This window comes from Thermomonas sp. S9, from assembly GCF_024704365.1.
Taxonomy (GTDB): Bacteria; Pseudomonadota; Gammaproteobacteria; order Xanthomonadales; family Xanthomonadaceae; genus Thermomonas.
Genome location: NZ_JAJDFY010000001.1, coordinates 2044596 through 2058010 on the forward strand (window position 1 = coordinate 2044596; position 13415 = coordinate 2058010).

Here is a 13415-nt window from a genome sequence, read left to right on the forward strand (position 1 = left end):
TGGAGGGCGCGGCCGGCCTGTGCATGTCGCGCGGGCAGTACGAAGTCGAGATCGAGCATCTGCTGCTCAAGCTGCTGGAGGTGGAGAACTCCGACCTGCGCCGCATCCTGCGCCAGTTCGAGATCGCGCCGGAAGCGCTGGAGCGCGAGCTGGGCAAGGCGCTGGACGGCTTCAAGACCGGCAACCAGCGCACCCCGGCGCTGTCCGCGCTGATCCCGCGACTGTTCGAGACCGCCTGGGGCTGGGCTTCGATCGAATACGGCGAAGCGCGCATCCGCAGCGGGCACGTGCTGATCGCCCTGCTGGCGGATTCCGAGCTGCGCCGGCTGGTCGCCGCCAGCGCGCGGTCGCTGGAGAAAATCACCCTGGAAACCCTGCAGAAGAACCTGCACGCCCTGACCGATGGGTCCAGCGAGGCGCGCGAGGCGCGCGCGCTGGGCGATGCCGTGGCATCCGCCAGTGGTGAAGGTGGTCTTCCCGGGCAGGCGCCGGGCGGCGGGCGCCCCAGCAAAACGCCAAACCTCGACCAGTACTGCATCAACCTCACCCAACGCGCGCGCGAGGGCAAGCTGGACCCGGTGCTGGGCCGCGATGCCGAGATCCGGCTGATGGTGGACGTGCTCACCCGCCGCCGCCAGAACAACCCGATCCTCACCGGCGAGGCCGGCGTCGGCAAGACCGCGGTGGTGGAAGGCCTGGCGCTGCGGATCGCCGCCGACGACGTGCCGCCGCAGCTGAAGGGCGTGGAGCTGCTCTCGCTCGACCTCGGCCTGCTGCAGGCCGGTGCCAGCGTCAAGGGCGAGTTCGAGAACCGGCTCAAGGGCGTGATCGAGGAGGTCAAGTCCAGCCCGGTGCCGATCATCATGTTCATCGACGAGGCGCACACCCTGATCGGCGCCGGCGGCACTGCTGGCCAGAACGATGCCGCCAATCTGCTCAAGCCGGCGCTGGCGCGCGGCGAGATGCGCACGATCGCGGCCACCACCTGGAGCGAATACAAGAAGTACTTCGAGAAGGACCCGGCGCTGACCCGCCGCTTCCAGGTGGTGAAGGTGGACGAGCCGGACGATGCCAGGGCGGTGGCGATGCTGCGCGGGGTCGGGCGCGCGATGGCGGCGCACCACAAGGTGCGCATCCTCGACGAGGCGATCGTGGAGGCGGTCAAGCTCAGCTCGCGCTTCATCCCCGGCCGCCAGCTGCCGGACAAGGCGGTGAGCGTGCTCGACACCGCCTGCGCCAAGGTCGCGATCGGCCAGAACGCGACCCCGGCGCGGATCGAGGACGCGCGCAAGCGGCTGGAGGTGCTGCGCACCGAGCAGGCCCAGCTGGAACAGGAGCAGGCCGGCGGCGCCGACCACGGCAAGCGCCTGTCGGAGATCGCCGCCGAGATCGGGGCCACTTCCACCGCGCTGGCGGCGGACGAGGCGCGATTCGCGCGTGAGCAGGAACTGGTGGCGCGCTACACCGCCGCGCTCGACCGCATCGAGGCGCTTGCCGCCGACGATCCCGCGCGCGCCGAAGTGCGTGCCGAGCTCGACGCCCTGCGCGCCGAGCTCAGGGCCGTGCAGGGCTTCGAGCCGATGGTGCTGCCGGTGGTGGATGCCGCCGCGGTGGCGCAGATCATCGCCGGCTGGACCGGGATCCCGGTCGGGCGCATGGTGGCCGATGAAATCCAGACCGTGCTGCGCCTGAAAGAGACGCTGGAGGAACGGGTGATCGGCCAGAGCCACGCGCTGGAGGCGATCGCCCAGCGCGTGCGCACCTCGCGCGCCAACCTGGAAGACCCCGACAAGCCCAAGGGCGTGTTCTTGCTGGTCGGCACCTCCGGCGTGGGCAAGACCGAGACCGCGATCGCACTGGCCGACGCCCTGTACGGCGGCGAGCGCAGCATGATCACGATCAACATGAGCGAGTACCAGGAGGCACACACGGTCTCCAGCCTCAAGGGCAGCCCCCCGGCTACGTCGGCTACGGCGAGGGCGGCGTGCTGACCGAGGCGGTGCGCCGGCGCCCGTACTCGGTGGTGCTGCTGGACGAGATCGAGAAGGCGCACCCGGATGTGCTGGAACTGTTCTTCCAGGTATTCGACAAGGGCCGCATGGAGGACGGCGAGGGCCGCGAGATCGACTTCCGCAACACCCTCATCATCCTCACCTCGAATGCCGGTACCGACCTGGTGATGCAGGCCTGCCGCGGCGACGGGGAATTGCCGAGCGTGGAATCGCTCAACGAGCTGCTGAAACCCGAGCTCAACCGGGTGTTCAAGCCGGCCTTCCTCGGCCGCACCGCGGTCGTCCCCTACTACCCGCTGCGCGACGAGAACCTGCGCAAGATCGTGCGCCTGAAGCTGGACAAGATCGGCCGCCGCATCCGCGCCAACCACGGCGCCACTTTCGAGTACGACGATGCGGTGGTGGACGCGATCACGGCGCGCTGCACCGAGGTCGACTCCGGCGCGCGCAACATCGACAACATCCTCACCGGTACCGTGCTGCCGGAAGTCTCCGGGCACGTGCTGGAACGGATGGCCGAGGGCGGCACGATCAGCGCGATCCGGCTGGGCGCCGGCACCGATGGCCGTTTCACTTATGCGGTGTCCTGAGCTCGTGGATAGGCCCTTCGCGCTAGCCGGGACGGATGCCCGGCAGCGCGGAATAGCGCTTCGGGGGAATGTCGCAACGCGCGGCCACCTCCGAGGATAGGCAACGCAACCCGCCGGTTTCGACCATGTCCGGACTCTCCACCGCCAACCGCATGTTCTTCCTCAGCCTGCCCGGATACGGGGAGGATGCGCTGCTGGTCGAGGAGATGCAGGGTGACGAATCGGTGTCGGCCCTGTTCCGGTTCCGGCTGTCGCTGCTGTCCTACGACCCGGAGATCGATCCGGAGAAAATTGTCGGCAAGGGTGGCGTGCTGCGGATCGAAACCGCGGACGACGAACGCCACTGGAATGGCTACGTCTCACGCTTTTCCCACACCGGCATCGTGCAGGCCTCCGACAGCGGCCGCCAGGATCTGTACGGCTACGAATGCGATTTGGTGCCGTGGTTCTGGTTCCTCACCCAGCACGAGGACTGCCGCATCTTCCAGGGCAAGTCGGTGCCCGACATCGTCGAGACCATTTTCGCCGAGTTCCACTACAGCGACTACCGGCTGGAACTGGATGGCCAGTACCCGCAGCTGGATTACTGCACGCAGTACAACGAGACCAGCTTCGCCTTCATCTCGCGCCTGCTGGAGCGGGAAGGCATCCATTACTACTTCCGCCACGACGACCACGACGAGAGCCGGCACCTGCTGGTACTGACCGACAACAAGCACGGCAACCGTCCGCTGCAGCCGGAGCGGGTCGCGTTCCGCAGCGACGCCCAGGCCAACGAGATCGATGCCGTCCTGGACATCGCCTGCGACCGCCAGATGCGCACCCGCAAGGCCACCCTGGCCGACTGGGACTACCTGAAAGTCGGCGTGCTGAGCGAGGAAACCCCGAGCGTGCTCCGGCTCGGCACCGACATCGACCTGGAGCGCTACCGCTATCCCGGCGGCTTCGATGCCCAGGGCGGCACCCCCGCGGGCAGCCACCTGGCCGACATCGTGATGGAGGCCGAGGAATCCAGCCACCTGCGCTACCGCGGGCGCAGCAGCGTGCGCGCCCTCACGCCCGGGCACGTGTTCACGCTCGAGGATCATCCGCAGGACGAATTCAACCGCGAGTTCCTGGTGCTGTCGGTGCACCACCATGGCCGCAACAATCTGCTGCGCGAGGGCGGCGAGGCGCACTACGAGAACCAGTTCACCCTGCAGCCGCATACCGGCGTGTACCGCGCGCCGCAGACCACCCCCACGCGCGCTGGTGCGCGGCCCGCAGACGGCGATCGTGGTCGGCCCATCCGGCAACGAGGTCTATACCGATGCCCACGGCCGCATCAAGGTGCGTTTCCACTGGGACCGCAAGGTGCCCGGGCGCAGCACCAATACCCAGGACGACAAGGCCTCGTGCTGGATCCGGGTGGCGCAGCTCTGGGCCGGCAACGGCTACGGCACCATGTTCGTGCCGCGGGTGGGAATGGAAGTGGTGGTCGATTTCCTCGAAGGCGATCCCGACCGCCCGCTGGTGGTGGGCTGCGTCTACAACGGCAAGGCGGTGCCCCCGCTGAGCCTGCCGGACGAAGCCACGCGCTCGACCATCAAGACCCTGTCCTCGAAGGGCGGTGGCGGTTTCAACGAGCTGCGCTTCGAGGACAAGAAAGGCAGCGAGGAAATCTTCCTGCACGCGCAGAAGGATCTGCAACTGCGCACCGGCAACAACCGCACGGAGGCGGTCGCCGCCCATTCCTCCCTGAGCGTGGGCAAGAACCGTCTGGAAAGCATCGGCGAAAACGCAGACCTTTCGATCGGCAAGAACCAGACGCTGTCGATCGGCAGCCACCGCGCCCAGACCATCGCCCAGGACGACTACCTCACCGTCGGCACCGCCCAGCACACGAGCGTCGGCACCGACATGGCGGTGACCACCGGCACCAACTTCGAGGTGAATGCGGGCGTCAATGCCGCCCTGACCGCAGGCGTCAACATCGATCTCAAAGCCGGCGTCAATCTGGCCGCCGAAGCGGGCGCCATCCTCAGCCTGAAGGCCGGCGGCAGCTCGATCGTGCTCGGCCCTGCCGGCATTTTCATCACCGGCAGCATGGTGATGATCAACTCTGGCGGCAGCCCGCTATCGGCACAGAAAGCCAAGAAAGCCGAGAAGGCGGACAAGCCGAAGGCGCCGGACGAGGCCGCCAAGTCCAGCGCCGGCAAGGTCAACGACCCCACCCAGCAACTGCAGGCCAAGGCGCTGCGCAGCGCTGCGCGCCAGGGCCAACCCTTCTGCGCCGAATGCGAAGCGGCGCGGCGCGCACTGGCCGCCCTGCGCGGCGGCTGAATGCAGCATCGCTCGTCTCGACAGGATTCCACATGTCCGCCTTGCTCCAGCTTCTGCGTACTGAACGGATGGATGGAAACTCCATCGTGCCGCGGGGGGTGGCCGATGGGTCGGCGGGGACGCCCCGGGGCGTTGCATCAGTCAGGACTCTTTACGTGATCGGCCAGGGACAGTACGAACAGCTGCAACGGATGGTATTCAGCCAGGCAAGCCAATGCCCGGTCTTCGCGGTGCTCGACGGCGCCATCGTCGACGACCTGCCACCGCTGCTGCAGCGGCACGCGCCGGATGCGATGTGCCTGTTCTCGGGCGATCTCGACCCGATGCTGGCGGCGGCCGCACCCTACCTGCTCCCGCTCGCCCCCGACAGCGGCGGCGCGCAGCTGGCCCTGCGCGACGGCTGGAACGCGCACTGGGGCATCGTGCTGGTGGCCGACCCCGGCACCCAGGCGCATGCGCTGCGCGCGCACCTGCGCCGGATCCTGCGCGTGGTCACCCCGGGCGGCGACTCCATGCTGTTCCGCTTCTACGATCCGCGCGCCTTCCGCAGCGTGGTTCCCAGCTTCGACGCGGAGCAGCGCAAGGCGTTCTTCGGCCCGATCCGCGGCTGCTACGTCGAAAGCCGCGACGGCCAGGGCGTGCTGTACTTCGCGCGCGACGGCGAGGCAGCCCCGCGGGTGCTGCCGCTGGCGGCGGCGGCCTGAGGCACGCGGCCATGCTCCAGCTCGACCGCAAGCAGATGGCGACGGTGGGCGAAACCCAGCTGCGCAGCAACCTGGCCGATTTCCTCAACCGCCACCTCGGCGGCAAGGCCCCGCTGCCGCTGGACGAGCTGGACGCCGAGCTCGACGCCGTGATCGCGCACTGCCGCAAGGCCGGCCTGCGCAGCCAGCGCGCGGTGGCGGCCTATGCCCTGGCCTGCTCGCTGTTCGGCAACGAGCGCGTCGCCAGCGATCCTTCGATCATCGGCATCCTGGCCGATCGCAGCAGTCCGCAGCTCGACCGCGCCCTGCTGATCGAAATGTGGACCGCCGCCGCCTATGGCGACTTCCGCCGGCGGCAGGGAGGCTGAGCCATGTTCGAATCCCTCACCGAAGGCATGTCCGGGATCGGCGCGACCGCCGGCCAGGCGGTGCAGCAGGCGCAGCAGGCCGCCGCCATGGCGGCGCAGCAGGCCGCCACCGCCGCACAGGGCGCGATCGCCGAGGCCCAGACCGCCGTTTCCAATGCCACCACGGCGGCGGCCGGCGCGGCCAACAATGCGGTCGCGCAGGCCCAGCACGCTGCTGGACAGGCCATGACCCAGGCCGGGGCCGCCGCCCAGGGGGCACTGGCGCAGGCCCACCAGGCGCTGGACGGCGCCCGCAATGCCGCCAACGACATGGCGCAGAACGCGCTGGGGCAGGCCAATGCCGCATTGACCCAAGCCCGCACCCAGGCCGGCGCCGCCGCCCAGCAGGCGCTGGACCAGGCCCAGGCCGCGGTGGATACCGCCCAGCAGCAGGCCAGAACCATGGTGCAAGGCGCACTGGAGGCCGCCAACCAGGCGCTGGATCAAGCCATGAACACCGCAGAGCAGGCCGCGCAGGACGCGATCGAACGCGCCATGGGGATGGTGGACAACGCCATGGCCCTGGTCGAAGACGGCATTGGGCGCGCGCTGGATGCCGCCAATAACGCCATCGACCAGGCCCAATCACGGCTGCGCAATGCGACCACCGACGCCCTGCAGCAGGCGCGCGCCGCCACCCTCGACCGCGCGCGCGATGCGCTCGGCCCGGTACAGGGCGCACTGGACGCCCTGCCCGAGGCCTTTCCCGACCTGCCGACCGAGTTCCCGGCCTCCGAATGTCCCTACGTGCGCGCACTGCAGGACGAACTCGCGCGCCGCGCGGCCCAGGCCCGCAATGCGCTTGGCAATGCCGCCAACGCCGTGCAGGGCGTGGCCGGTCCGCTGCTGGACCAGGCCGGCGACCTGCTCGATCGCGCCAACGGCCTGGCCGACCAGGCCCTGGCCGCGATGGATGCCGCGATGGACGCGCTGGACCAGGCGCAGGCCATGGCCAACGACGCTGCCCGGCAGGCGCTGGACACCGCCAAGGGCGCGGTGCAGCAGGCCCAGCAGGCGGTGCGTGACCAGGCCGGCAATGCGATCGCGCAGGCCCGCCAGACCGTAGGCGCGGCACGCGATCAGGCGCAGCAGGCGGTGGAAGGCGGCATCGACCAGGCCATGGCGGCAGTGGATGGCCTGCAGCAGCAGGCCGGCGACGCCGCCCAGCAGGCGCTGGATACCGCACAGCAGGCCGCGGAACAGGCACAGCAGCAGGCCAGCGCGGCCGCGCAGCAGGTGCTGACGCAGGCCAATCAGGCCGCGCAACAGGCGCAGCAGGCGCTGTCCGGCGCGGCCCAGGGTGCCCTCGACAGCGCCCAGCAGGCCGCGCAGCAGGCCGCCAGCATGGCCGGCGATGCGGCGCAGGGCGCCATCGCGGATGCGCAGGGAGCCATCACCCAGGCCTCCTCCGCCGTCGCGGAAGCCGCCGGCAGCGCGGTGGCGGGCGCGCAGTCGGCCATGGCGGGCGCCGCGCAGGCACTGGGCAACGCCGCCGCCTCGCTCGGGAATCTATAGCCGCTGCAAGGCGATATGCCGCAAGCGCTGTACGCGCGCACATCGCCGCGCGCTGGCACTGATCCGTGCCGGCCAGCCCGCGCAAACGGCATCTCACTTACACGCACACGCCGTACTCGCCTGCAGCCGGCAGCGCCCGCCTCCGATGCAGGGCTGTTTCATCACGATCCACTCGCGCAAGTTGGCGATGCCCGCTGGCACGCCGGCTACGGAATCATCTCCGTCATCTGCCCCGGCATCACTACCGTGATCACCCCGCCCCAGGCGCATTGGCAGGTGCAGGTATTGTCCAGCGCGGGGATGCCGCCGATCAGCACGGTGGTCGCACCCGGCTTCCAAGGCGTGGTGGCCGGGATGCAGGGCTGCGGCGTCAATACGCCCATGGCGGCGGCCGTGGCCGCCGCGACCTGCGGGTTGCTGGGTGTGGTGCACATGCCGAACGGCATGATGTTCTTCATCGGCACGCAATCCATGATGGTTGCGGCCGGCTGCGAACCGGACAGCACCCTGTTTTCCGGCGTCACCACCAAGGTGGACGGCGCCACCCCGAAGGGGCACATCAGGCTGGCGCCGTTGACCACCTGGATCGGCATGGCCTTAGCTCCCGTTTTCGCGATGCCGATGCCGCGGCTACCGTGTGATGGGCGGCCGCGGCGCGCGCCCGGCTCAGCCGCCGGTGGCCAGGATTTCCACCCGACGGTTTTCCGCGGCGTAAGGATCGGCCGGGTTCAGCAGCTCGCTCTTGCCCTTGCCCACCGCGCGCAGGCGCGAGGCCGACACGCCCTTGTCGATCAGGTAGCGGCGCACGGCTTCGGCACGGCGGTCGGACAGCGCCTTGTTGTAGGCGGCCGAACCTTTCCCGTCGGTATGCCCGATCACGGTGAAATTGCGGTTCTGCAGCTGCGGCGAGGTCAACGCCGCCGCCAGATTGGCCATGGTCTGCTCGGAGCTGCCGGAGATCCGGTCGGAATTGAAGTCGAAGTTGATCTGCATGTTGATCGACGCCGGCTTGGCCGGCTTGGTGACCGTCGGCGCGGGCGCGGCGGTGGCCATCGCGGCGGCACCCGGGCGCAGCGCGCGGGTCTGGCCCGGCGCCTGCTCGGCGTTGTCGGCTTTCAGGCTGTCGATGATCGAATTCACCGAAGGATTGCCCTGCTGCGGCGGCGCATCCTGCGCGAAGGCTCCGCCACCGGCGATGAGGGCAACCGCCAGCGCGCTGCGCAGGATCATCTTCATGTTCATCGTCTTTTCCTCGTGGCAATCAGGTGGCAATGGAAGCAATCGGGACTGCAGCGGTCGCGGCAGACGGGCCATGCCGGCATGCGCGACAACGCGGCATGCCTGCAGTCTGCGCCCCGCGGGTGGCGATTTCGATACGCCGTTCGGGCTAGGCCGGGTGGCTGCCCCGGCCACCCGGCACGCGCCTTCAGAAATCCCCGCAGCGGCTGCGCTGCTCGCTGTCGAAGCAGTTCACCAGGTTCGGGCGGGTGCGCACCTTCGACCATTCGTTGGCCAGCGTATCGCCGGTCGCCGCCAGCTTCTCGTCGGCCAACGACGCATTCACCGCGCACATCGGTGCGCCCGCGATGTTGCGGTCGTAAAGATAGGTGTTGGGCGGATCGCCCACGATGTCGATCGGACGGTCCGGCGCCAACGGCTCCAGCACCCGCAGCGCGGTGGTGTTGCCCGACGCCTGCACGATCACGTAGTTGCGCGGATTGCCGCTGCCCAGGATCGGGTAGAACCCCGGCGCAGCAAACGGCCCGGCCGGCGAATACCACGGCGATGTGGTGCCGAATACGCTTTGTACGGTATCGCCATTGCGGAACCCGGTGATGGTGCCGGTGAAGAGCGGATTCGGGAACCCGTAGAACCGCATGAACGGATCGGCCGTGAACACCAGGGTGGCCGGCGTGATGGCCAGCGTGCCGGGCAGCCACTGGATGGCATAGCCGGCCGGCGAAGTGAAGTTGCCGGTGATGGCGTAATTGCCAACGTCGCTGCCCGGCGTGGCCGCCGTGACCGGGCCGCCGGCGATGGCGTAGGCGGCCAGATCCCCCAGGATCAGGCCGGACACGCCATAGCCGAACACTGGATTGGCCAGTCCATACTCGCGCATCGCGTCATCGATGGTGATGAAGGCGGTGGGCTGCTGCACGTAGATGAAGTGGTTGTCGCCACCGGAAATGGTGACCCCGCAGGCGCCGAGGTAGGCGCAGCCGTAGTAGTTGGGCAGGTTGCCGCTGCCGGCCAGCCCGCCGCGGGTCTCGCCCACCCAGGTGCTGGCCCAGACCCGCCAGTGGCCGCTGGCGGCAAGACTCGCACCAGCCAGGTTCTGCAGGGTGCCGGCGGTCACCAGGTCGATGTCGGCACCGCTGATGCCGGCGTTCAGCACCAGGTCGCCGGCGAGATTGCGCACCAGCACGTTGCCGCCGGCGCCGATGCCCGTGTTGCCGACGCTCGCCAGGCTGCCGCTGCCGGCATCGAAGCCGGCCGCCGATACCGCGCCGACCGCCAGCCCGTTGGCGTCCTGGAACTGGAAGGCCCCGCCTGCGGAGCCGGCCAGCGAGGTACTGGCCAGATCGTTCAGGGCCGCGCCCAGCAGCACGTCGCCGCCGGCGCGCAGCAGCAGGCTGTGGGCGAGGATCGCGGCGCTGGCGGACTGGGTGATGCTGCCGCCGCCGAGCAGCGCCAGCGTGGCATTGCCGACGTCGATCCCGGCCTGCAGGTCGATCCCGCCGCTGCCACCCTCGTTCTGCAGGGTGAGATTGCCGGCGTGGGTGATCGCCTGCTGCACCTGGATCGCACCGATGTGCTGGTTGCTGCCGATCACCAGCTCCGGGGCCGCGACGCGGTCCAGTTCGGCATCGTCCAGCGCAAAGCCGTTGCCGCTGCCCAGCAGGATGCCGTCAGCGGTCCGGTCGTAGGCGAGTCCGCCTGCCTCCACCCCGCCCGGGCGCAGGTTGACGCCGGTGGTCGAACGCACGCTGCCATCGATGCGGATGGCATCGCTGCTGCCGTCGTTGCCGGCGCGCAGCACGACCAGCCCGCTGCCGGCATCCACCGTGGCCAGCGCGTCGATGCGCAGTCCGGCGCCGCTGCCCCCTTCGCCCGCCAGATCGATCTGCCCGCCATTGGTCACCAGGCTGGCGTATTGCCCGATCACCAGACCGTCGCTGTCGGCCCCGAGGCCGCGCGCATGCAGCGAAAGGTTGCCGGTGTCGGTGAGAATCTGCCCGCCATACAGCGCAAAACCGAGGTTGTAGCCGACGCTGGTCAGGTCGATGTCACCGCTGGTGGTCTGCAGCAGGCTGTCATTGGACATGCGCACCCCTTCCGCCTGTGGCCCCAGGCCGCGGACGTGGATGTCACCCGTATCGGCCAGCACCTGGATCGAATTCAGCCGCACGCCGCTGCCGTCGATGCCGCTGGTGCTGCCGTCGATGCGGATCGTGCCGCCCGCGCTGTCGAGGCGGTTGTTGCCGTAGCCGAACCCGATCAGGGCCACCCCGTTCACGTAGCCGGCGCCGGCCAGGTCGATGTCGCCACCGCCGCTGGCGATGCCGCCGCTGTAGCCGCTGCGGAACACCACGCCGCTGCCCTGCCCGCCCTGGCCATCGACGGCGATCGCACCGCCGCCGCTGTCCAGGCTGCCGACCAGCACGACGCCGTCGCCGCCGCTACCGATGCCGTGAACGCGGATGCCGCCGCCGTTGGCATACAGGCCATTGCCATAGGAACGCCAGAACACGCCGTCGCCGCCCCCCTCGCCATCGATCAGGAGATCGCCGCCACTGGTGATGACGCCCACGTCGTAGATCGCCACCCCATCGCCATTGCCGCTGGCGCGCCCGCGGATGTCCACGCCGCCGGCACGGAGGTCGATGAAGTCTCCGCGCATGTAAACGCCAGCCGCCGCCTGCGCGCCGCTGCCGGCGATCGTGACCTGTCCGCCTCCGGCATCGATCGGCACCTGCTCCAGCGACACCCCGGCATCGCCCGCGCCTGCCGCATCGCCCGTACTGGCGCCACGCAGCAGCACGGCGCCGCCACCGCTCGCGAGCGAGCTGCCATACAGCCGGATGCCGCTGGAAGCGCCGCTGGCAAAACCATTGACCGCATCCGACTGGCCGTACATCAGGATGTCGCCGCCATTGCTGTCCAGCGTGGCATTGCTGAAGTCGATCCAGCCATCGCCCGGATGCACGGCCCCGGCATCCGCGTTGAAGCGCATGTCCAGCGGCCCGGTGCGGCCGATGATGGAGAAATTGGCGCCCGTGATCGTGCGCTGTGCGTTCACCGTGAACGCCAGCGGGACGCTGCCGCCCGCGATGATCTGGGCGTCGTCGAACAGCACGCTGTCGGCCGAGTTGAGGGTGACGCGGGTGTTGTTGGCGAACGCCGCGTTGAGTTCGGCATCCTGCAGGTAGGTGCCGCCAGTGGCGCTGTCCAGCTCGCCGGAGTCGCTGCCGGCGATCACCGTCACGCCCGGCAGATTCAGCGTCCAGCTGCCGGCCGCCAGCGGCGAGCCCGCATCCACCCGCAGCCCGCGGAAATCGAAACTGTCGGCGCTGGTGCTGGTGGTGATCGTCCCGCCCGCGGTGACGCCGCGCGCGGCGAGCGTGCCGAACAGCGACATTCCGCCGCTGCCGCCCAGCAGGTCGATGCGGCCGCCGGCACCGCCTTTGCTGCTGGCGCTGATGCCGGCCTGCGCGCCCAGTTCGATCGTGGAAGCCGAGATCGACACCCGGCCGCCATTGCCTGGACTGGCATCCGCCACGATGGTCGAGAGCGAGTAGATCCGCGCCAGGTTGTCCACGGCGATGTCCACTATCCCGCCCGCCGTGCCCCCGGAAGCCTGGATCAGGCTGCCAGTGGAGCCGGAGCCCCCGGGATTCAGCGGATTGGGATCATCGTTGAACATCAGGAAATCGCTGCCGCGGATGCGCACGCTGCCGCCGGATGCACCGGGCTGGCCGGAGACATCGATCACGCCGACCCTGCCCACCGGCGACGGCAGCCCAAGCGCGACAAGGCCGCCTTCGGAGGTGAGCTCGACGCGGCCGTTGCGGCTGACCAGGCTCTGCGCGCGCAGCGTGCCGGCGTTGACGATGGTGCCGCCGGTGGCCGCCGCGGTCGCCGCGGTGCGCATCAGGATCTGCCCGCCGTCGGCCGTCACCGTGCCGAAGTTGGCAAGCTGCGGCAACACCGGCCCCGGGCAAGGCAGCGACGGACAGCCGGTCGCTCCCGGCCGGGCGATCCCCGGCCCCTGGATGGTGAGCATGGTCAGGCCATCGCCCTGGAAATCCAGGGTGATGCGCTCGGCCGAGCCGAACAGCACGCTGCCACCGGGTGCGCTGATGTTGCCGCTGTTGCTGACCTGGCGCCCCAGCAGGGCGACGGTGCCGGCTGCGGCAGTGGCGATCTGCGCGCCCTGGTCGACCTGGATGATCTGGTTGCCGCTGGCGGTCATCGGCTGGAAGGCGTAATGCCCGCTGGCGACGCCGGCCAGGAAATCGGCATCGCTGAGATCCAGCGTGGAGGCCACCAGCGCGCCCACGTTGACCTGCGCCGTCCCTGCAAAGGTGATTCCCGCCGGATTGATCAGGAACACATGGCCATTGGCGGTCAGGGTGCCGGCGATGGTGGAGGGCCCGGGACCGAAACCGTAGCCGATGACCCGGTTCAGGGTGACGCTGCTGGCGCCAAGCTGGTGGTCGAACACCACCCCGTAGCCGGGATCGATGTTGAAGCTGCCCCAGTCGATGATCGCGCCCTGAGCTGGTCTGGGTGATCGTCATCTGGGTGCCGGCCTGGTTGATGGTGGCCGAACCGGACGTCACGGTGCCTGCGTCCGGCAGGCTC

9 protein-coding genes and 1 pseudogene are annotated in these 13415 nt (G+C 69.5%); 6 read left to right on the forward strand and 4 right to left on the reverse strand.

What is annotated here, in order from left to right:
• Nucleotides 1-23: 23 nt before the first annotated feature.
• Together tssH and LJB71_RS10165 are read left to right on the forward strand one after the other, a co-directional pair.
• A pseudogene (gene tssH, locus LJB71_RS10160) lies at nt 24-2230 on the forward strand (type VI secretion system ATPase TssH); the annotation flags it as partial.
• A 105-nt stretch (nt 2231-2335) separates the two neighbouring features.
• Entirely contained in the window at nt 2336-2602 is a 267-nt protein-coding gene (locus LJB71_RS10165) for a hypothetical protein (protein WP_259304790.1), read from the forward strand.
• A 359-nt stretch (nt 2603-2961) separates the two neighbouring features.
• Here the strand turns inward: LJB71_RS10165 and LJB71_RS10170 are convergent, their stop codons facing one another.
• Entirely contained in the window at nt 2962-3810 is an 849-nt protein-coding gene (locus LJB71_RS10170; RefSeq protein WP_259304837.1) for a hypothetical protein, read from the reverse strand.
• Here LJB71_RS10170 and tssI point away from each other — a divergent pair.
• From tssI to LJB71_RS10190, 4 genes are all read left to right on the forward strand, one after another.
• The gene (gene tssI, locus LJB71_RS10175; RefSeq protein WP_259304101.1) at nt 3740-4924 is read left to right on the forward strand and encodes a type VI secretion system tip protein TssI/VgrG; all 1185 of its coding nucleotides are present in this window, start codon (nt 3740-3742) and stop codon (nt 4922-4924) included. The genes LJB71_RS10170 and tssI overlap by 71 nt on opposite strands.
• Before the next feature lie 155 nt (nt 4925-5079).
• The gene (locus LJB71_RS10180; protein WP_259304102.1) at nt 5080-5628 is read left to right on the forward strand and encodes a DUF4123 domain-containing protein; all 549 of its coding nucleotides are present in this window, start codon (nt 5080-5082) and stop codon (nt 5626-5628) included.
• 11 nt (nt 5629-5639) lie between these two features.
• Complete coding sequence (locus LJB71_RS10185) at nt 5640-5996, forward strand: hypothetical protein (RefSeq protein ID WP_259304103.1); 357 nt, start codon at nt 5640-5642, stop codon at nt 5994-5996.
• 3 nt (nt 5997-5999) lie between these two features.
• Nucleotides 6000-7550, forward strand: coding sequence for a hypothetical protein (locus LJB71_RS10190; protein ID WP_259304104.1), 1551 nt, complete (start codon nt 6000-6002; stop codon nt 7548-7550).
• A gap of 206 nt (nt 7551-7756) precedes the next feature.
• Here the strand turns inward: LJB71_RS10190 and LJB71_RS10195 are convergent, their stop codons facing one another.
• The 3 genes from LJB71_RS10195 to LJB71_RS10205 all read right to left on the reverse strand — a co-directional run bounded on the left by LJB71_RS10195 (nt 7757) and on the right by LJB71_RS10205 (nt 13320).
• Complete coding sequence (locus LJB71_RS10195) at nt 7757-8143, reverse strand: DUF4280 domain-containing protein (RefSeq protein WP_259304105.1); 387 nt, start codon at nt 8141-8143, stop codon at nt 7757-7759.
• 73 nt (nt 8144-8216) lie between these two features.
• Entirely contained in the window at nt 8217-8792 is a 576-nt protein-coding gene (locus LJB71_RS10200; protein WP_259304106.1) for an OmpA family protein, read from the reverse strand.
• Between the two features lie 184 nt (nt 8793-8976).
• Complete coding sequence (locus tag LJB71_RS10205; protein WP_310649443.1) at nt 8977-13320, reverse strand: MBG domain-containing protein; 4344 nt, start codon at nt 13318-13320, stop codon at nt 8977-8979.
• Nucleotides 13321-13415: the final 95 nt, after the last annotated feature.